Here is a 19458-nt window from a genome sequence, read left to right as displayed (position 1 = left end):
CTTTTCGTCTATTTCACAGAAACCATTTTATTCAAGCTCGCCAAAATTTTCGCGCTTTCATATTTCAATGCATATAAATGTTCACCACTGAATTCTATAAATTCTTTCGACTCAGATGCGTTATTAAAAACCAGCATTCCTTCTGTAAAAGGAACATCTTTATCTTCCTTGCTGTGAATAATCAATTTCGGAATTTTAGTAACTGATTTTATATCTTCTTTCGCTGAATACGGCGAAACAAAATTATTTTCCAGAAAATCTTTATATTCAGGTGCGTAAACTGCCGCAATATCGCCAAAAGAAGAAACCGTTCCTTCAAGTACTAATCCTTTAATTTGATCTTGATGGTTTTTTGCTAAAAGCGTTGCAACCTGAGTTCCTATGGAAGCGCCATAAATAATGATTTTTGTATTTTTTATATCGTTTCTTTTTACAAGTTCATTAAAAAACTTTTCTCCATCTTCTGCGATGTTTTTATGCATTGGCGTACCGGTTGATTTTCCATATCCACGGAAATCGATTAATACAACCTGATAATTATCTTTCAGCAAAGGCGTAAGAATCGGTGCGTAAGAACTGATGTTTCCACCAGCACCATGAAAATAGAAGATGGTTGCTTTCGCTTTTTGATTGGGTTTTAAAAGGACACCAGTAATCGTGTCATTTTCAACCGCGAATTTTAAATTTTCCGGATTTTCCCATTCAATTGGTTTTAATACTTTACTTGGAAAGTAGAACTTATCATCCATTTGAGCATGAACGAAAAGCACTTTAGTAACCAATAAAAGCAGTAGTAATAATTTAGTTTTCATCTTAAATATTTTTGTAAAAGTAAATTACTTTCGCAACTCTCTAGAAAAAAATTATACTGAATGGTGAAATTTTATTTCCGAACCGTATTTTAAGAAAAACCAATTCTATTTTAACCAAAAAAAATAACCGACAATCACTGCCGGGTATTTTTATATCAAGACTAAAAGTCTATTATCTTTTTGTCTATTATCTATTAGTCCACAAACTATTTCCCTTTCTTAAAATAAGCAATTCCACATTCCAGGAACGCTTTGAAATCCTCTTTCGGCATATAACCGGAAACCGGTGTATTGATTACTTTTCCATCTGGAGAAATCAAAACATAATGCGGTTGCGAATTATTATTGAAATTAATTTGCTGGAACAAACTCCATTTATCACCAATCGTTTTTACTTTTTTCTTTTGTCCATTCCCCATGTCAACAGAAGTTTGCTCGCTTTCTGGCAACGCTTCTTTGTCATCAACATATAAAGAAACAAGAATAACTTCGTTTTGTAGAATTGGTAAAATATCTGGTTCACTCCAAACGAATTCTTCCATTTTACGACAGTTTTCACAACCGTAACCTGTGAAGTCGACCAACATCGGTTTGTTTTCTTTTTTCGCTAATTCAATTGCTTTGAAATAATCATGTTCAGGATGCATTCCTAAAATTCCGTCTTTTTCATCGTGAATATAACTCACATTGATTGGAGGCAAAATTCCGCTTAAGTATTGAAGTTTCGGTCTTTCTCCTGGGAATAATCCTTGAATTAAATAGATGACAAAACCAATTCCTAAAGCTCCGATTATTTTTCTGCTTATTGAGATTTTAGCATTTTTATCATCGTGTGGGAATCTGATTTTTCCGAATAAATAAAGAACTAATCCAATTGAAATTAAAATCCAGATGATGATAAACAATTCTCTTTTTAAGAAGAAGGTTTTTGATACTAAATCCGCTTTTGATAAGAATTTTAAAGCCAAACCTAATTCGATAAATCCTAAGAAAACTTTCACGGTATTCATCCACCCACCAGATTTTGGTAAGCTTTGCAATGCTTGTGGAAATAAAGCTAGCAATCCGAAAACGATTGCCCACGAAAATCCAAATCCTGCTAATGCAAAAGTCAACAACATTGGAATGTTTGCTGAACCTGTAAGAGAACTTCCTAATAAACTTCCCAAGATTGGTCCTGTACAAGAGAATGAAACGATAACCAAAGTTAAAGCCATAAAGAAGATTCCGATAATTCCACCAGCATCTTCTGCTTTCGAAGATTTATTCGCAATTGCACTTGGCAATGTAATATCGTAATAACCGAAGAAACTTCCGGCGAAGAAGATGAAAATGATAAAGAATGCAATGTTCAACCCAACACTTGTCGAGATTTGATTAAATACGTTTCCGGCAATTCCATCAATAATATGGAAAGGAACACTTAATAAAACGAAGATTAATAAGATGAAAAATCCGTAAATAAACGCATCTCTTTTTCCTTTCGCTTTATCTTTCGAACCTTTAGTAAAGAAAGAAACAGTTAAAGGAATCATTGGGAAAACGCACGGCGTCAACAATGCAATTAATCCTCCGAAAAATCCTAATAATAAATACGTCCAGAAGTTTTCTGAATTTTGCTCCTGAGCAATTCCACAATCTGTTTCTGGATGTGCGAAATCAATAGATGCTACTTTTAATCCTTCCTGAACGGTTGCAACTGGTCCAGTAATTGTGGTTTCTTCAACGTTAGTAGCTTTTACACTATCTGCATTTTCGCCAGCAATTGGTGCTGCAACGGTTTCTTCTGGTGTAACAACTGATTCTGCGATTGCAGTTGAGGTTACTTTTTGTTCGAATTCTAAAGTGTTCGGAGCCAGACAAACGCGGTCATTACAGGTTTGATAAGTAATCTCTGCAGCTACATTGGCCGGTTTTGCGTTGTTTTTTAATTTGAATTTCTGTTTAAATAAAACTTTGTCAGAATAATAAATGATCTGAGCACCGAAAGCTTCAGAAAATTCATCGTGTTTTTTACCAACTTCTATAACTTTTCCGATGAGGGTGATTCCGTCTTTGGAACTTAGTTTCATTTCAGTTGGAATTCCTGAATCTTCTGGTAAATCTTGAGAATAAATATGCCAGTCTTTCTCCATCGTGGCAGTTAAAACCGCTTCAAATTCATTATTTGCTAACGAATTAATTTGATATTTGAATTTTACAGGATCTTTGATTTGTGCAGTAACTCCTTGAAAGAGAAATAAGACAATGAGGATAAACCAATTTTTAAATTTCATTTTTACTTTTTACTTTTTAGCAATTTGTTTGCTTTAACGAACGCTATAATTTTACTTTTATGATTTCTGAACTTTCTTTTGATGCCGCGAATCTTCGGTCCTGGCGAAAAGGAATTACTCCTAAAATGTCGTCATTTCGATCGCATAAAAGCCAGGTTTTTTGCTGGGCTAAAATAGTGATTTTTTCATCCTTACAAAATTTTGAGATCTTCTTTTTACCTATCATTCCAATGGGATGGAATAAATCGCCTACTTTTTTACGTCTTAACTTTAAAGGTAATAGCGTTTTTTCAGCGTCAATTTTCCAATTAAAACGTCCTAATTCTTTGATTTCGTTCTTAATGTTTTCGGGGAAAATGATTTGGTTTTCTGAATTAATGATCAACGTAATTTCCTCATCATTTACTTTTTCAACTTCATTTGCAATTTTTTGAATGGTGAAAATTTCGCGATCAATCATTAATTCATATTCACTGGAAATAAATTTCTTTCCAGTTTCAGCTTTTTTGATTTTTACAATTTCTTCAACATCATTAAATCCATATTTCCTCAAGATTTCAAATTGAATAAAATCACTTTGATTCAAAAAGAGCTCTTTATTAATGACTAAATAATCTTCATTGTTAATGATGATTTCTTTTTCAATGTCTGAAACTTTTTCATCAACGAAGTTTTTAGTTTGATTCAAAAACGAAATGCTTTTACCAAAGTTTTCTAAAAAGTGTTCATTGATTTCCATCAATTTAGGAACAATTTCATGTCGAATTTTATTCCTTAAATAATCACTTTTTTGATTGGATAGATCTTCCCGGAATTCAATTTCATTTTCTTTAGCAAAGTCATAAATCTCTTGTTTAGAAAAACCAAGAAGCGGACGAAGGATTTCATTTTCGTCAGCGGGAATCCCACTCAAACCTTTAATCCCGGAAGCTTTTGAAAGATGAATAATAAAAGTTTCCAGTTGATCATTTAAATGATGCGCAGTAGCAATAAAATTTAAATTCTCCTCTTGCTGAATTTTTCGAAAGAAATCATAACGAATAATTCTCGCCCAATCTTGAATTGAATTTTTCGGTTTGTTATCTTTTCCAGAAACTTGATAGAGATGAAAAGGAATATTATTTTGTTTGCAAAATTCCTCCACAATCTTTTGATCAGCATCAGAATCAACTCCACGAAGTTTGTAGTTAATATGAGCAACTTCAAATTGTAGATCCGAAGATTTAAATAAATGAAGCAAGACCATAGAATCAGCGCCACCACTTATTGCAAGCAGAAATTTTGCATTTCTGTAATCAGCGTAAAGTCCTGCTATACAATGCCGAAAAGTCTTTAAATTAAGCAATTTTTAAGGTTTTTTTAAGGAATATTTAGCAAAGATAATTCTTCTGTTCAAAATGAAATCTCTATTTTTGGCGCAATAAAAAGATTATTATGAATATCGGAAAAATAGGAGCCGTTTTAGGAATGGCAGTATTGATGACTTCTTGTGTGAGCAAGAAGCAATTTGATGCATTGAATACCAATTACAATCAATGTATCACTAATGTTGGGGAAAGACAACGTGAGATTCAGGATTTGAAAGGGTTGAATTCTGGTTTAGCAAGCGAAAACGTTTTACTAAAAGGTCAGAATGATGCTTTGAAATCTTCACTAGATGCTTGTTTGTCTAACAGTGGAAAAGGTTCGGCCAATATTGATAAATTGATTGGAGAGATTAATTCTTCGAACAAATATATCAAACAGTTGATTTCTACCAATTCTAAAAATGACAGTTTGAACTTGGCTTTATCTAATAAACTGAAACGTTCTTTGGATAATATCGCTGATGGTGATGTGCAGGTAAAAGTGTTAAAAGGAGTGGTAATGATTTCTTTGTCTGACAACATGTTGTACAAAACAGGAGATTATAACATTTTACCAGCGGCTCAAGATGTATTAGGAAAAGTAGCGAAAGTAATTAATGACTACGATACTTATTCTGTATTGATCGAAGGTAACACTGATAATGTTCCATTGAACTCTACTAATGTGCCAAAAGACAACTGGGATCTATCTGCCTTGAGAGCAACTTCAATGGCGAAAGTTCTTCAAACAAAATTCGGTGTTAACCCAGCGAGAATTACTGCTGGTGGACGAAGCGAGTACAACCCGAAAACGACCAACGCGTCAGTTTCTGGAAGAACAGAGAACAGAAGAACAGAAATCATCATTATGCCTAAGCTTGATGAGTTTATGAAATTAATGGATATTGCTCCAGTGAAAAACTAAGCGATTATCTTTTAGATATCTATTCAGCGCTGTTAGAGCTTCATGTTCTAACAGCGCTTTTTTTATTTTAAATGCTTAAATTTGACTTAAATTAATACTACATGAGTTTTTTTGAAGAACAATGTCCAGAGATGGATCGCTATTTAGAAAATCATACTTCGGCGGAACCTGAGATTTTGAAAAGATTACGAAGAGAAACTTTTCAAAAAACCACGCAGCCTCACATGATTTCCGGTTATCTGCAAGGACGACTTTTATCGATTTTGTCTAAAATGAGCAATCCTAAAAATATTCTGGAGATTGGAACTTTTACCGGTTATGCGACTTTGTGTTTAGTAGAAGGTTTATCTAAAGATGGGAAAATAACGACTTTAGATATTAATGAAGAACTGTCTTATTTACCGAAAAAGTATTTTCAGGAAAGTGAATATTCAGGGCAGATTGATTTTCAGTTAAAAGATGCAAAAGTGTTTTTAAAAGAAACTGAGGAGGTTTTCGATTTCGTTTTCATCGATGCCGACAAAGAAAATTATGTAGAATATTTTAATTTAATAAAGCCCAGAATAAAAAGTGGAGCGATCGTCCTTTTTGATAATGTATTGTGGTACGGAAAAGTTTTGGAAGAAGATCCGAAGCAAAAATCCACGCAAATAATCAAAGAACTTAATGAGATGGCTTCAAAAGATGAAGATTTCGAAAATGTTATTTTACCTTTGCGCGACGGACTTCATTTAATCAGAAAAAAATAAACTTTAGGAATAACGATGAACAAAGGAATTTGTACAGTTTCGGTGGCTGCAATTCGCGCAGAGCAATCTCATCAGTCAGAAATGACTTCGCAACTTCTATATGGAGAAACCGTTGATATTCTTGAAACTAAAGGAAAGTTCATCAAGGTCAAAATGGATTTTGATGGTTATGAAGGTTGGATTGATGCACAACAGATTTCTGAAATCTCCGAAGAATATTTTCTTGAAAGAAAAACTGAATTGGTATTGAATCCGATTCAAATGTATAACACTTCACAAGGTGCCATCTTATTGTCCATGGGAAGTGAAGTGAATTCTGAAAAAACAGAACCTTTATTTTTAAACGTCGAAACTATTTCAGAAACCGCTAAACAATTTCTAAACATTCCTTATCTCTGGAGTGGCAGAAGTTTTTTCGGAATTGATTGTAGCGGATTCGTACAATTGATTTATAAAGTTCACGGAATTTCTTTACCAAGAGAAGCTCAGCAACAATCAGAAATCGGCGAAGTCTTAAGTTTCGTTGAAGAAAGTAAACCTGGCGATTTAGCCTTTTTTGAAAATGAGGAAGGAAAGATTACCCACGTTGGAATGATGCTTAATGATCAGGAAATAATCCACGCTTCCGGAAAGGTTAGAATTGACTCTTTAGATTCCACCGGAATTTTTAACAAAGAACTCAATAAACACACTCATAAACTGCGATTTTTACGCAGTAACTTTTAAAAAAAATATAATGCCTAATTTAGGCCTTCGTATTTATTTAGAATCATCATGAAGAAATTACCCTTTTACCTCAAGATTGTTTCATTTGTTCTTTTGATATTGATCTGGGATTATATTTTTATGAATTATCGGAATTTGCCACTTAAAGTTCCTGTTTACTTTGATTGGGACGGAAAACCTAATTTATATGTACCTCGAATGATGATTTGGTTTTTTGCTGGAGTTGCTACTTTCGTTTATTTGTTAATTTTTTACCTAACGAAAAACATCAATTCTCCTTTATTAAAAATGCCTGAGAATAGTAGAGATGATTCAAAAAACGCGGAGAGAATTGTGAGTATTTTCCATTTAATTATCATGCTTCTTTTAACCTTTATTACTTACGAAAGTATTGCAATCGCCTTAGAGAAAAATGAAGTTTTAAGTCCAGTTACCAGTTATATAATCGTTGTTCTTTTTCTGGGCGTCATCGCAATGATGATCTATTCATATGTTATTTCTAAAAGAACCAGTTCTCAAAACGCTACCAATTAATGTTTTTATACAATCTCTTCATTCGTTTGCTGATTTCCACCATGAGAATTGGCGCAGTTTTTAATTATAAATTAAAAAAAGGTTTAGCAGGAAGAAGGCAAAGTTGTGATTTGGTAAAAGCGAAATTTTCGAAGGAGGATAAAATTATTTGGATGCATGCCGCAAGTTTAGGCGAATATGAACAGGGACTTCCGGTCTTAGAAAAACTAAAGGGTCAATATCCAACTCATAAGATTTTAGTTACTTTTTTCTCACCGTCAGGATATGATAATGTGATTAAAAAAGCTACGATTGCAGACGTCGTTTGTTATCTTCCATTTGATACTGAAAAATGGGTAAAAGAGTTTACTTCAAATTTTAAAACGGATATTTTCTTCACTGTTAAATATGATTATTGGTATCATCTTTTAGAAGAACTAAAAAATCAGGGCGCAAAAATATATGTTGTTTCTGCGTTGTTTTATGAAACACAAATTTTCTTTAAAGTGTACGGAAGTTGGTTCGTGAAACAATTGAAGAAAAATGTAGATTTCTTTTTTCACCAAACTCAGCATTCTACGGCCTTGGCGAAAGGAATAGGATTGAAAAATTCTGTAACAGCTGGTGATACTCGATTTGACCGTGTGAAAAAACTGCGCGACCGAGATAATACGGTGGAGTTTATTGATGAATTTAAACTGGATCACACGACGATTGTTTTTGGAAGTTCCTGGGAAGCTGAAGAACGGTTGGCAGAAATTATCCTCGCAAAAAATAAAGAGGTGAAGATAATTATTGCGCCACACGATTTAAAAAGAGTGGCTCATTTGAAAACATTATTTCCAACAGCGATTCTTTATTCTCAGATTACGGACAAACAATCCTTGCGATTCTTAAATGTAAAAGTGCTGATTATTGATTGTATTGGCTTGCTTTCTAAATTGTATTCATACGGAGATTTAGCGATTGTAGGCGGAGGTTTTCATTCGAAAGGACTTCATAACATTCTGGAAGCAGCAACATTCGGAATTCCTGTTTTCTTCGGAGATCAATATACCAAGAATCCGGAAGCTGATGAACTCGTTGCCAAAAATGGAGGAAAATCTTTTGAAGATGAATTTTTCGCAGCGCCTTATATTTTAAGTTTGTTAAAAGATGAAAATTATCGTCTTAAAATGGGTGATAATGCGAAGAATTTTATTGATTCTCAACCGAATGCTTCTGATTTTGTCTTTCAAAAGATTTGTAAAAATTAATAAGATTAGGCCTTATTTAAACCTTTTCTATTTTAATAAAACTAAAAATTTTGCCGATGTTACTGCACTGCCGGAAAATCCATTGGATGGAATTACGTTTTTGAATAGTAAAAATTTGTAATGAAAGATGGTTTAATTTATAAAAATCAATTCAAAAAACAGATGTAGTTCTCAGCTTCGTTTTACTTCAATAAACCTTCTGCCTTAATTCCTTTCAGGAGTAAATCAATATTATCAGGAATATTTTCAGGATCAATCCAACTTAGGAATAATCCATTATGAAGGGTCAAATCTTCTAAGCTTTTATTCTTTACAATTTGTTGATGAACTTCTTCAAAACTTTCTCTTAGATCTAAATAATAATCAGGATCTAATTTTTTAGTTAAAACTAAAGAACGGAAGATCTTATTAAGAAGATAGATATATAGTTTATAATGATCGCCAGTTTTCGGTGCGTGTTCTAATGTTTCGCTCACCAATAGCATTGTTAAGGAAACTTCTCCCAATTTGTCCGTCGTAATTTTAACGTGTTCTGTGATTTTTGCGCTAATTTTTCGAATCGCTGGTAAGAAATATTTAGTTCGTCCGAATTTTTTTGCTGCAATTGAAACTTCTTCTTTAACTAAAGCTTGCATTTGATTTCGTTTATCATCTGCCGTTTCGGGATCGATCAACTCGAAATAAAGTCGATGTGATAAAATCCGGTCTTTTTTAAGCAAACGAATAATCAGTTTATCTTTTTCACCAGAAGTAAAATTTGATATTGCCTCTTTAAATTCCTTCGAATATTCCATTAATTAAATATTTTTGAATATTTCATAAATCCGTTCAATGCCCAATTCGCAGTATAATACCAAGATTTTAAGGTAGAGAAATTCATGTGATCTTTATAAACCAAATATTGGTCTTTCATAATGTTCGTCTTTTTTCGGGAAATACTGCTTGCGTGCATTCTGTATTTTGCCATCGTTTTCGGAAGTGGTTTTCCGACGGGGATTTTCTTTAATAAATTCAGCCACATCACGTGATCTTCGCGTTTGCTTCCGGCTGGAAAAAATTCTTTACCAACTCTTTCAGAATCGTACATTGAACTTAATAAAGATAAACGGCAAGTTTTCAACAAGTTATCAAAAGTTACTTCTTTGTCCGCTTCAAAATCTGCAATCTTAGGATTTAAGTTTTCATCACATCTTGCGTAGTTAGAATAGACGAGTTCTGCTTTCTCCTTTTTCATAAATGAAACCATTTCCTCTAAAAAGTCCGGTTCCCAATAATCATCGGCATCTAAGAATGTAATGAATTTCCCTGTAGCTTTTTCTAAAGATAAATTTCGGGCATGTCCGGCGCCACCATTTTTTTTTGCGATGGTCAGGATAATTCGAGGATCATTGATGTTCTTAATAATTTCAATAGAATCGTCCGACGAGCAATCGTCAGTGATCAGCCATTCCCAATCCGTAAGTTTTTGATTTAAAACGGATTGAATAGTCTTCTCTAAAAACTTCGAGGAATTATAGCAAGGCGTGATAATCGAAACTTCGGGCATTGTGTTTTTAAACTTTAGTATTACAAATTTACGATTATTTGTTTCATTCAAAAATTCATTTCAAAACCTTAAATTTGTGCTTTAATCACTTTGTTGAAGTTTAATCCCGAAATTTCGGGATTGACAAAGTTTTTTATATTAAAAAATAAAATTTCAAATTAATGTTTTACGACCATCAATCCATCGACAAAAAGTGGCAGAAATTCTGGCAAGAAAATCAAACCTACAAAACTGATAACGCAACCGATAAACCAAAATTTTATGTTTTAGATATGTTTCCTTATCCTTCTGGAGCGGGTTTACACGTTGGTCATCCACTGGGTTATATCGCTTCAGATATTTATGCGAGGTATAAAAGACATCAGGGATTTAATGTTTTGCATCCGATTGGTTATGATTCCTTTGGTCTTCCGGCGGAACAATATGCCATTCAAACTGGTCAACATCCTGCCGTAACAACGGAAGAAAATATTACGAGATACGAGCAGCAGATGCGTAAAATCGGTTTTTCATTTGACTGGAGTAGGGAAGTGAGAACTTCAGATGCTTCTTATTATAAATGGACGCAATGGATTTTTATTCAACTTTTCGATTCGTGGTATAATAAAGAAACTGATAAAGCGGAAGATATTAAAGAATTGGTTCGTCATTTTGAAGATCACGGAACTCAAAATTTATCGGCAGTTCAAAATGACGCCTTAAATTTCACCGCAGAAGAATGGAAAAGTGCTTCTGAGTTAGATCAACAAGATATTTTGTTAAACTACCGTTTAGCTTATCGTGCAGAAACGACTGTAAATTGGTGTCCGGGTTTAGGAACTGTTTTGGCGAATGATGAAGTAAAAGATGGTAAATCTGAAAGAGGTGGTTTCCCTGTTTTCCAAAAGAAAATGATGCAGTGGAGCATGAGAATTACTGCATATTCTGAAAGATTATTGCAAGGTTTAAATTCTTTGGATTGGCCTCAACCATTGAAAGATGCGCAAGAATACTGGATCGGAAAATCTCAGGGAGCGCTGGTAACTTTCGATGTTGAAGATTCTGTAGAAAAAATTTCTGTTTTCACCACGCGTCCCGATACTATTTTTGGGGCGACCTTTATGGTTTTGGCACCGGAAAATCCTTTAGTTAAAAGCTTAACGATCGAAGGTCAAAAAGAAGAAGTTGAAAATTATATTGAACAAACTTCAAAGAAAACAGAGCGTGATCGTATGTCTGACGTGAAAAACGTGAGTGGTGCTTTCACCGGATCTTATGCTTTGAATCCTTTTACTGAGGAAGAAATGCCAATCTATATTTCAGATTATGTGTTGATGGGTTATGGAACGGGCGCTGTAATGGCGGTTCCTGCACATGACGAACGTGATCACCGTTTTGCGAAGAAATTCGATTTGACAATTGTAAACGTAATTGAAAACGATAATGATATTCAGGAAGAGTCTTTTGATTCGAAAGAGTCCGTATGTGTGAATTCAGAATTTTTAAATGGATTAAAATATGACGACGCCAAATCATTAATTATTTCTGAAATAGAAAAGAAAAATATCGGTCACGGAACCACTAATTACAGACAGCGAGATGCTGTTTTCTCCCGTCAAAGATATTGGGGAGAACCGGTTCCTGTTTATTATAAAGAAGGAATGCCGTACACTTTGCCAATTTCCGCTTTGCCTTTGGAACTTCCAGAAGTTGAAAAATATCTTCCAACTGAAGATGGCGATCCACCTTTAGGAAACGCTAAAACGTTCGGTTGGGATGAAGCCAGTCAGAAAATTGTTTCTACTGATTTAATTAATAATGAAACTGTATTTCCTTTAGAATTATCGACGATGCCAGGTTGGGCGGGAAGTTCTTGGTACTTCTTAAGATATATGGATCCTAATAACCAGGAAGTATTTGCGGATAAAGACCTTTCAGATTATTGGGGGCAAGTTGATTTATATATTGGTGGAAGCGAACACGCAACCGGACATTTACTGTATTCCCGTTTCTGGAATATGTTCATGAAAGACCGAGGTTACATTAACCATGAAGAACCTTTCAAGAAATTGATCAATCAGGGAATGATTTTGGGGATGAGTGCTTTTGCGTATAGGGTAAGTTTAAGGTCTATTGTAAAAGCAGAAAGCAAGGTATCTGACAGTGGAAAAACTGTAAGCGATTACTCGGAATTTAATAATAAATTTTTCTATCTGTCAAGTAATATCGCAAAAGATAAATTTGAAAATTTGGAGATTTTATTAAAAAACCAAATGGAAGAATTTTTGAATAATCTGAAGCAACAATATAACATAGATGATAGTTTCGAAATATTAAAAGAAAAGACAAATTTGGATATAAGCAAAATTCACGTTGATGTTTCATTACTAAAAGGAGGGACAGATGAACTTGATATCGAAAAATTTAGAAACTGGCGTTCAGAATTTGCCGATGCTGAATTTATATTAGAAGACGGAAAATACATCTGCGAACGCGAAGTTGAAAAAATGTCCAAATCAAAATACAATGTGGTTAATCCAGATGATATTTGTGACGAGTTTGGCGCTGACTGTTTGCGTTTGTATGAGATGTTCTTAGGACCTTTAGAACAGTCAAAACCATGGAATACACAAGGTTTAAGCGGCGTTTACGGATTCTTGAAGAAATTCTATAACCTTTATTTTAATGGAGATGATTTTGAAGTTTCTGAGGAAGAACCAACCAAGCAGGAATATAAAATCCTACATACCTTAATTAAAAAGGTGGTGTTCGACATCGACAATTTCTCCTTTAACACCTCGGTATCTCAGTTTATGATTGCAGTGAATGAATTGCAAAAACTGAAGACCAATAAAAGAGCGATTTTAGAACCTTTAGCAATTATTGTTTCACCTTACGCGCCACATATCGCAGAAGAACTGTGGAACAAGCTGGGTCATGCTGATTCAATCGAGTTTGCACCTTTCCCTCAGTTTGAAGAAAAGTACTTGGTGGAAGATGAATTTGATTACCCAGTAAGTTTTAATGGTAAGATGAGGTTTAAATTAAGTCTGTCTGCCAGCTTATCTGTACCAGAAATTCAGGAAATCGCATTAGCTGATAACCGGACAAAGGAACAATTGCAGGGAAATTATCCTAAAAAGGTGATCATAGTCCCGAAAAAAATAATTAATATTGTTCTCTGAAAATAAATACTGTAAAAAATATTTATAGTGCAATCATAAAAAACAGGACGTAATTTTTGTGATTTTTGAAAGGTATTTTTGAAATTGAAAATTATAATCATTTTTTGATTCTATAATTATTAATAATTCAATGTTAACGTATCTTAAGATTACATAAAATTGAATTTTATGACTTGTAATTACTTGCATTATTAAATATTTTAACTTTATTTTACAACTCGAAAATTTAAAATAACAATTATAATTTAGTTTAGTATGGAAATGAATGTTTCAAACAACGAGGAGCAAGTAGTTGCTAAAAAATTAGGAGGTTTAAATCCTGCCTTAATACTGCCTATTCTTATCGTAATAGGGTATTTAATTTATTATTTTGTTTTGGGGAGCCCAGGGAACTTCAAGGCTGATCCAAGACTTACAGGTGCTTCTGTTGCGTTTTCTGATGTAGACATTAAGGAGATCTCTCCAGAAGGGTTTATGGGAATTATCTACATGGGTGGACCAATCGTTCCAATTCTTATTTCATTTATGATTATCGTAATCGTTTTCTCAATCGAGCGTGCTTTAGTTCTTAAGAAAGCTGCAGGTGCTGGTAACGTTGACAACTTCGTATTATCTGTAAGAAGATTGCTTACTCAAAACAAAGTTGATGAAGCTTTAGAAGAGTGTGACAGACAACAAGGTTCTGTTGGAAATGTTGTGAAAGAAGGTTTAACTACTTACAAAGCATTATCTCATGACACTACAATGAATAAAGAGCAAAAAATGGTTGCGCTTAATAAATCAATTGAAGAGGCTACAACTCTTGAAATGCCAATGTTGGAGAAAAACATGATGATTCTTTCGACATTAGGTACTGTTGCTACCTTAGTTGCACTACTAGGAACGGTAATCGGGATGATTAAAGCGTTCCACGCACTAGGTTCAGGAGGTGGTACTCCAGATTCAGCTGCACTGTCAATCGGTATTTCTGAAGCATTGATTAATACAGCTTTAGGTATTGGTACTTCTGCAGTTGCAATTATTTTCTACAACTATTTTACTTCTAAAATTGACGGATTAACGTTCAAAATTGACGAAATCGCAATGTCAATCCAACAATCTTTTGCAGAATTTCACTAAGAATTCCTGAACGATTGGAGATCTGTAAATTTTAAATAGATCTCAAAAAACAGAAGTTTAATAAAAAATAATTTACAATGGCGAGAGTCAAACCAAAAAGACATAATATAAGGGTAGATATGACGGCGATGACCGATGTATCGTTTCTACTCCTTACGTTCTTTATCCTCACGGCTCAGTTTGCAAAACCTGATATCGAGACGATAACTACGCCATCTTCTATATCTGAAAAGCTTCTTCCCGAAGGTAGTCTTATGACTATTCTAAGTACAACAGACGGGAGATTCTATTTTACACCAGTTGATAACGGAACCGAAAGAATCGCTCTGTTAAATAACATGGGACAGAAGTATGGTATGACATTTACTGATAAAGAAAAGGCAGCTTTTGCTAATGTTCAGACAGTCGGAGTTCCGATGAATCAATTAAAAGGATTCTTGGATCTTTCAGATGAAGACCGAAAAGCTTTTAAAAGCAAAACGGGAATTCCAATGGACAGTACAAATAAGCAGTTAATAGATTGGGTACAACAAAGTTTAGCAATAAACCCTGATTACAAATTGGCAATCAAGGGTGATGTAGGAACTAAATATCCTAAAGTTAAATCTTTATTTGAAGGATTAAGAGATATTGATTTCTTGAAGTTCTGGTTAATAACAAGTCAAGAAACGGCACAATAATATAAAAATGGCAGAAGTACAAGTAAAAGACGGCAGCGGGAAAGGCGGAAAGGTTCGATCTAAGAAATCGGTACCCCATGTAGATTTGACCCCAATGGTGGATTTGGCGTTCCTTTTGATTACATTCTTTATGTTAGTGACTACTTTCAACAAACCGAATGTGATGGATTTAGGTCTTCCGGCAAAACCGAAAAAAGACCAAAAACAGCCAGATACAGAAATTGATTTAACTAACTCTATTTCATTAATTATAGGGAAAGACAATAGAATTTTTTATCACCAGTTATCTCCTAGTGAACTTACCCCAGCTACACTTCAGGAAACTACTTTCGATAGAAATGGGATTACAAAAGTAATCGAGCAAGCAAAAGCCAGAGCAAAAGATCAAAGTAAATTTACGGTGATCATTAAACCAACGGACGACGCAGTATATAAAAATTTCGTAGATATTCTAGATGAAATGGCAATTACCAAAAACGAGATATACGGTATTACCGATATCAAGAAGGCGGAACAAGCTGTTTATGATCAAAAAGTAGGTGAGGCGCCAAAAACTCCACAACCTACCAAATAGAATAATACTTTTAATATTTAAAAGAAAGAATAATGGCAGATGAAAACACTTACAACTCGACTCCATCTTTGGATGAGATTGTATTTGAAAATAGAAATAAAGCGTATGGTGCCTATGATCTGAGAACGACTTATAGATCAATGCTAACCAGAGCTTTCATCCTTGGGACGGTTTTATTCTGTGTTGCGGCAATTACTCCATTTGTAATAATGAAAATTAAGCAAATGAATGCTAAAGAGACAACAGAGGTAAATGCTAATTTGATTGACATTCTTCCAGAACAAGATCAGATTATTGAGCAACCAAAAGATGAACCACCTCCACCACCGCCGCCACCAAAAGAAGAACCAAAACAAGAGGTTATTCAGAACGTAGTGCCGGAGCCCGTAAAAGCTCCGAAGGTAGAAACTCCACCGCCGCCAATTACCAAGCAGTTGGAAACAACTACAGGTTTGGCAAATCAGGAAGGGGTGAAAACTCCAACCTATACACCACCGCCGCCACCACCATCAACTGGTAAAGTGCAAACGGTAGAAGTTAAACCACAGGTTTCAGAAACTCAGGTTTATACAGAAGTAGAGCAGTTGGCAGAATTCCCTGGAGGGATCAATAAATTTAGATCTAGTGTTCAAAATAACTTTGATACTGGTGCAATGGATGGTGACGAAGGAGTAGTGAAAACTACTATTACTTTCGTAGTTGAGCGTGATGGTTCAATAACAGATGTGAAAGCTGAAGGATCGAACAAAACGTTTAATGCTGAAGCAATCAGAACTGTGAAATCCGTTAAAAATAAATGGTCTCCTGCAAAAATTAATGGTCAATCGGTAAGATATCGTTACAGATTACCTCTAACAATGCAGTTCGAATAAGAATTTTAATTATACGAATAGAAAAGAGAAGTGTAAGCTTCTCTTTTTTATTTATTTTGTATTTTTGTAGATATGATATTTAATTGGCTTTCCGTAGTTGCCGGATTTTTCTATGTTCTTTTAGGAATAGTGGTAATTGTATATAAATTCTTCGTCATCTTTTTAGAACCAAATGTTGCTTATCCATTAGGAGGCTTGTTTATTCTATATGGTGGTTTCAGAATCATTCGCGCAATCTACAGAATCAGAGAACAGCGAAATGAAGAATAGTTTAGTATTGATGATATGCGTTTTTGTACTGTTGATATCGTGCAAAAAAAAACCTGGTGTTGTTGTAGATAGTCCGCAACAGGGTGAGATTACTATGGAAGTAGATGAATCTTTTGCCAGTGTTTCAGAAGCATTGACCAGCCGGTACATGGCTCTATATCCAAACACCAAAATAAATTTAAAAATTAAAAAAGAAGATTTTGCTTTTTTAGATTTGTTAGAAGGTAAAGTAAGGGTGATTGTAATGTCACGGGAATTAAGCGAAAATGAAAAGAAAGCTTATAAAAAAGAAACTGACTTAGATTGGCTTCCGGCGAAATTTGCTGCAGACGCCGTAGTTTTTGTTGTTCCAAAAGACTCACCTCGAGAAACCATTACGATGGAAGAAATCAGGCAAGAGTTGAACAATGATAAAAAAAATATTATTTTTGATGGAACGAATTCGAGTAACCTTAATTTCGTAGCACAGAAATTAGACACTACTCCAGATAAATTAAAGTTTTCTATTATTAACGGAAATAAAAATATAGTAGAACAATTGAATAAATTTCCAGGAAAGGTAGGTGCAATCGGTTTAAATACGATTAGCAGACCTTACGATCCGGAATCTGAAAAATTAAAAAACTCTGTAAAGGTTTTAAAAGTAGTCCAGGATAATAAAGCTTATGAACCACGGGTAGAAAACCTGGTCAATATGTCTTATCCTTTCACGCGTATATTATATTTTCTTACCAATGAAAAATATTTTGGTTTAGGAAATGGCTTTATCCGATTTTCATGTACGCAACTTGGGCAGATTGTAGTTTCAAAAGAGGGTTTACAGCCTTACCACATTTTTAAAAGAGAAGTTCAGATGCGTTAATTTTTTCTGAAAATTACCGCTCACTATAATCACCTTCAGTTTTGGTATAAAAATTGGGTGTTATAGATTGATAGTTATTATAATATATTAAACAATTTAAAATGAAAGATATAATGAATTTAACGAAGAAGATAGCCTTCGGGGTTTCAGTAGGTTTTTTGTCGAATTTTGCTTTTGGTCAAACTTTGCAAGAAGGAATTAATAGTGCCGACAGTCATAAATATGCTCAGGCAAGACAAGTGTTTACAGAAATGGTTGCAAAATCGGCGACCGCAGAAAATTATTTTTATTTAGGTAATTCCTATTTAACTCAGTTTGAACCTAATTTTGAGAAAGCTAAAGAAGATTTTGATAAAGGTTTAGCAATAGATAAAAAAAGTAATCTTAATAAAATTGGATTAGCTTCTATTAAATTAGGAAAAGGAGATAAAGCAGCGATTGGAGAAATTCAGAATATTGTTAAAGACTCTAAAGAAAAAGATGCAGAAGTTCTATATAGAGCGGCAGAAGCACTCACATTATTTGGTGGTGCCTCAGTTGCTGATACTGCGATTGATTATTTAAATAAAGCGATTGAAAAATCTGCTAAAGGCGGAACACCTGCTCAATATTATTATGCGCTCGGTGATGCCTACCGTTTGAAATTAACAAATAGTCCACAAGTGGCAGGTTCTGCAATGACTGCTTATGAGAAAGCATTACCAAGTGCGAAAAACAAAGCGTCTGTATTTACAAGAATCGGAACACTTTGGATGCAAGCTCAACAATGGAAACCTGCAAAAGAGAATATTGATAAAGCAATTTTAGCTGATCCAACATATGCGCCTGCTTATAAAGCAAAAGCAGCTTACGATATCAGATATCAAGAAAATGCTTTAGCAACACAAGATTTGATTAATTATGCAAAATATGCAGATGAAGATCCAGATACCCAATTAGAGATTTCTAAACTTTTCTTTACGAATGAAGATTACGGAAACTCCAAAATGTATTTAGATAAAGTATTCGATAAAGTAGAGGATCCTATTAAATATAAATTAAGAGCTTACTTGCAGTATGCAGACGGAGATTATGCCGGAGCAAAAAGAAGTATGGATTCTTTCTTAGCAAAAGCAGAAAAATCTAGAGTTCTTGCATCTGATGAAGGTTTACAAGGACTTATCGATGCAGGATTAGCGAAGACAGAAACAGATCCTGTTAAAAAGGCAGCTTTACTTACAGAATCTCAGAAAAAAATTGCAATCGCAAAAGCAGCGAAAGATGAAACCATGAAGTGGGATGATGAGCTAATTAAAATCAAAGGCGGCGGCGGTGTGAATCAAGCTTCAGTTGATGCTGGTGCAACAAGTCCGGAAATCGAAGCGCTTAAAAAAGTAGTTGCGAAAAATCCACAGGATACTGACGCTTTGTTTAAGTTGGCAAACGCTTACCAGGAAGTTAAAAACTGGAATGGCGCAATTATGTCATGGCAAAAAATGAGCGGATTGTTACCAGATTGGGCACCTGCTTATTACAGTTTAGGTTATTCTCAGCAGCAAGCTGGTCATAATGAATTAGCAAAAATCGCTTACGAGAAATTTATAGCAACTGTTAAACCCGAAGAAGTTCAAAGTAGCAAAGAGATTCTTTCTTACGCGTATTTCGCAGTCGCTTATTTAGATAAGGACAGTAATCCAGCGAAAGCCAAAGATTACGTAAGCAAATCGGTACAGTTAAATCCTAATTACCAAGATGCAGTTAATCTGGACAAACAATTAAATAAATAATA

18 protein-coding genes are annotated in these 19458 nt (G+C 34.3%); 13 read left to right on the top strand and 5 right to left on the bottom strand.

What is annotated here, in order from left to right; all coding sequences use genetic code 11:
* Nucleotides 1-8: 8 nt before the first annotated feature.
* From Q73A0000_RS11090 to tilS, 3 genes are all read right to left on the bottom strand, one after another.
* The gene (locus tag Q73A0000_RS11090) at nucleotides 9-812 is read right to left on the bottom strand and encodes an alpha/beta hydrolase family protein (protein WP_193811005.1); all 804 of its coding nucleotides are present in this window, start codon (nucleotides 810-812) and stop codon (nucleotides 9-11) included.
* Nucleotides 813-1018: 206 nt separating this feature from the next.
* On the bottom strand, nucleotides 1019-3088 hold the full coding sequence (locus tag Q73A0000_RS11085) for a protein-disulfide reductase DsbD family protein (RefSeq protein WP_193811004.1): 2070 nt from the start codon (nucleotides 3086-3088) through the stop codon (nucleotides 1019-1021).
* Nucleotides 3089-3131: 43 nt separating this feature from the next.
* Nucleotides 3132-4433, bottom strand: a complete 1302-nt coding sequence (gene tilS, locus Q73A0000_RS11080) for a tRNA lysidine(34) synthetase TilS (protein WP_244140732.1) — start codon at nucleotides 4431-4433, stop codon at nucleotides 3132-3134.
* Nucleotides 4434-4522: 89 nt separating this feature from the next.
* Between tilS and Q73A0000_RS11075 the strand changes: the two genes are divergently transcribed.
* The 5 genes from Q73A0000_RS11075 to Q73A0000_RS11055 all read left to right on the top strand — a co-directional run bounded on the left by Q73A0000_RS11075 (nucleotide 4523) and on the right by Q73A0000_RS11055 (nucleotide 8603).
* Nucleotides 4523-5359 (top strand): flagellar motor protein MotB, encoded by an 837-nt coding sequence (locus Q73A0000_RS11075; protein ID WP_193811003.1) that lies wholly within the window; start codon nucleotides 4523-4525, stop codon nucleotides 5357-5359.
* 101 nt (nucleotides 5360-5460) lie between these two features.
* The gene (locus tag Q73A0000_RS11070) at nucleotides 5461-6108 is read left to right on the top strand and encodes an O-methyltransferase (RefSeq protein ID WP_193811002.1); all 648 of its coding nucleotides are present in this window, start codon (nucleotides 5461-5463) and stop codon (nucleotides 6106-6108) included.
* Nucleotides 6109-6123: 15 nt separating this feature from the next.
* Entirely contained in the window at nucleotides 6124-6834 is a 711-nt protein-coding gene (locus Q73A0000_RS11065) for a C40 family peptidase (protein WP_193811001.1), read from the top strand.
* A gap of 48 nt (nucleotides 6835-6882) precedes the next feature.
* Nucleotides 6883-7368 (top strand): hypothetical protein, encoded by a 486-nt coding sequence (locus Q73A0000_RS11060; protein ID WP_193811000.1) that lies wholly within the window; start codon nucleotides 6883-6885, stop codon nucleotides 7366-7368.
* On the top strand, nucleotides 7368-8603 hold the full coding sequence (locus Q73A0000_RS11055; RefSeq protein ID WP_193810999.1) for a 3-deoxy-D-manno-octulosonic acid transferase: 1236 nt from the start codon (nucleotides 7368-7370) through the stop codon (nucleotides 8601-8603). Before Q73A0000_RS11060 ends, Q73A0000_RS11055 begins: the two co-directional genes overlap by 1 nt.
* Before the next feature lie 182 nt (nucleotides 8604-8785).
* Here Q73A0000_RS11055 and Q73A0000_RS11050 read toward each other — a convergent pair whose 3' ends face one another.
* The gene (locus Q73A0000_RS11050; protein WP_193810998.1) at nucleotides 8786-9397 is read right to left on the bottom strand and encodes a deoxyuridine 5'-triphosphate nucleotidohydrolase; all 612 of its coding nucleotides are present in this window, start codon (nucleotides 9395-9397) and stop codon (nucleotides 8786-8788) included.
* A complete protein-coding gene (locus Q73A0000_RS11045; protein WP_193810997.1) occupies nucleotides 9397-10149 on the bottom strand; it encodes a glycosyltransferase family 2 protein in 753 nt (250 codons plus the stop codon). Before Q73A0000_RS11045 ends, Q73A0000_RS11050 begins: the two co-directional genes overlap by 1 nt.
* 161 nt (nucleotides 10150-10310) lie before the next feature.
* Between Q73A0000_RS11045 and Q73A0000_RS11040 the strand changes: the two genes are divergently transcribed.
* The 8 genes from Q73A0000_RS11040 (at nucleotide 10311) to Q73A0000_RS11005 (ending at nucleotide 19456) form a co-directional block, all read left to right on the top strand.
* A complete protein-coding gene (locus tag Q73A0000_RS11040) occupies nucleotides 10311-13313 on the top strand; it encodes a leucine--tRNA ligase (RefSeq protein WP_193810996.1) in 3003 nt (1000 codons plus the stop codon).
* A gap of 255 nt (nucleotides 13314-13568) precedes the next feature.
* Nucleotides 13569-14432 (top strand): MotA/TolQ/ExbB proton channel family protein, encoded by an 864-nt coding sequence (locus Q73A0000_RS11035; RefSeq protein WP_193810995.1) that lies wholly within the window; start codon nucleotides 13569-13571, stop codon nucleotides 14430-14432.
* Between the two features lie 77 nt (nucleotides 14433-14509).
* The gene (locus Q73A0000_RS11030) at nucleotides 14510-15112 is read left to right on the top strand and encodes an ExbD/TolR family protein (RefSeq protein ID WP_193810994.1); all 603 of its coding nucleotides are present in this window, start codon (nucleotides 14510-14512) and stop codon (nucleotides 15110-15112) included.
* A 7-nt stretch (nucleotides 15113-15119) separates the two neighbouring features.
* Entirely contained in the window at nucleotides 15120-15686 is a 567-nt protein-coding gene (locus Q73A0000_RS11025) for an ExbD/TolR family protein (RefSeq protein ID WP_193810993.1), read from the top strand.
* A 32-nt stretch (nucleotides 15687-15718) separates the two neighbouring features.
* Complete coding sequence (locus tag Q73A0000_RS11020; RefSeq protein WP_193810992.1) at nucleotides 15719-16558, top strand: energy transducer TonB; 840 nt, start codon at nucleotides 15719-15721, stop codon at nucleotides 16556-16558.
* A gap of 72 nt (nucleotides 16559-16630) precedes the next feature.
* Nucleotides 16631-16828 (top strand): C4-dicarboxylate ABC transporter, encoded by a 198-nt coding sequence (locus Q73A0000_RS11015; protein WP_244140731.1) that lies wholly within the window; start codon nucleotides 16631-16633, stop codon nucleotides 16826-16828.
* Nucleotides 16818-17690 carry a PstS family phosphate ABC transporter substrate-binding protein gene (locus tag Q73A0000_RS11010; protein ID WP_193810991.1) on the top strand — a complete coding sequence of 291 codons (873 nt, stop codon included), beginning with the start codon at nucleotides 16818-16820 and terminating at the stop codon, nucleotides 17688-17690. The genes Q73A0000_RS11015 and Q73A0000_RS11010 overlap by 11 nt, the downstream gene beginning before the upstream one ends.
* A gap of 101 nt (nucleotides 17691-17791) precedes the next feature.
* Nucleotides 17792-19456: a tetratricopeptide repeat protein gene (locus Q73A0000_RS11005; protein WP_193810990.1), complete on the top strand. Its 1665-nt coding sequence runs from the start codon at nucleotides 17792-17794 to the stop codon at nucleotides 19454-19456.
* The last annotated feature ends 2 nt before the right edge of the window (nucleotides 19457-19458 follow it).

This window comes from Kaistella flava (ex Peng et al. 2021), assembly GCF_015191005.1.
Classification (GTDB): Bacteria; Bacteroidota; Bacteroidia; order Flavobacteriales; family Weeksellaceae; genus Kaistella; species Kaistella flava.
The sequence above is the reverse complement of the archived record's forward strand: the minus strand, read 5'-3'. Positions and strand labels throughout refer to the sequence as shown.

Coding starts and splice junctions, on each gene's coding strand:
- Q73A0000_RS11090 (WP_193811005.1), bottom strand. CDS start 812: ATGAAAACTAAATTATTACTACTGCTTTTATTGGTTACTAAAGTGCTT.
- Q73A0000_RS11085 (WP_193811004.1), bottom strand. CDS start 3,088: ATGAAATTTAAAAATTGGTTTATCCTCATTGTCTTATTTCTCTTTCAA.
- Q73A0000_RS11075 (WP_193811003.1), top strand. CDS start 4,523: ATGAATATCGGAAAAATAGGAGCCGTTTTAGGAATGGCAGTATTGATG.
- Q73A0000_RS11070 (WP_193811002.1), top strand. CDS start 5,461: ATGAGTTTTTTTGAAGAACAATGTCCAGAGATGGATCGCTATTTAGAA.
- Q73A0000_RS11065 (WP_193811001.1), top strand. CDS start 6,124: ATGAACAAAGGAATTTGTACAGTTTCGGTGGCTGCAATTCGCGCAGAG.
- Q73A0000_RS11060 (WP_193811000.1), top strand. CDS start 6,883: ATGAAGAAATTACCCTTTTACCTCAAGATTGTTTCATTTGTTCTTTTG.
- Q73A0000_RS11055 (WP_193810999.1), top strand. CDS start 7,368: ATGTTTTTATACAATCTCTTCATTCGTTTGCTGATTTCCACCATGAGA.
- Q73A0000_RS11050 (WP_193810998.1), bottom strand. CDS start 9,397: ATGGAATATTCGAAGGAATTTAAAGAGGCAATATCAAATTTTACTTCT.
- Q73A0000_RS11045 (WP_193810997.1), bottom strand. CDS start 10,149: ATGCCCGAAGTTTCGATTATCACGCCTTGCTATAATTCCTCGAAGTTT.
- Q73A0000_RS11040 (WP_193810996.1), top strand. CDS start 10,311: ATGTTTTACGACCATCAATCCATCGACAAAAAGTGGCAGAAATTCTGG.
- Q73A0000_RS11035 (WP_193810995.1), top strand. CDS start 13,569: ATGGAAATGAATGTTTCAAACAACGAGGAGCAAGTAGTTGCTAAAAAA.
- Q73A0000_RS11030 (WP_193810994.1), top strand. CDS start 14,510: ATGGCGAGAGTCAAACCAAAAAGACATAATATAAGGGTAGATATGACG.
- Q73A0000_RS11025 (WP_193810993.1), top strand. CDS start 15,120: ATGGCAGAAGTACAAGTAAAAGACGGCAGCGGGAAAGGCGGAAAGGTT.
- Q73A0000_RS11020 (WP_193810992.1), top strand. CDS start 15,719: ATGGCAGATGAAAACACTTACAACTCGACTCCATCTTTGGATGAGATT.
- Q73A0000_RS11015 (WP_244140731.1), top strand. CDS start 16,631: ATGATATTTAATTGGCTTTCCGTAGTTGCCGGATTTTTCTATGTTCTT.
- Q73A0000_RS11010 (WP_193810991.1), top strand. CDS start 16,818: ATGAAGAATAGTTTAGTATTGATGATATGCGTTTTTGTACTGTTGATA.
- Q73A0000_RS11005 (WP_193810990.1), top strand. CDS start 17,792: ATGAAAGATATAATGAATTTAACGAAGAAGATAGCCTTCGGGGTTTCA.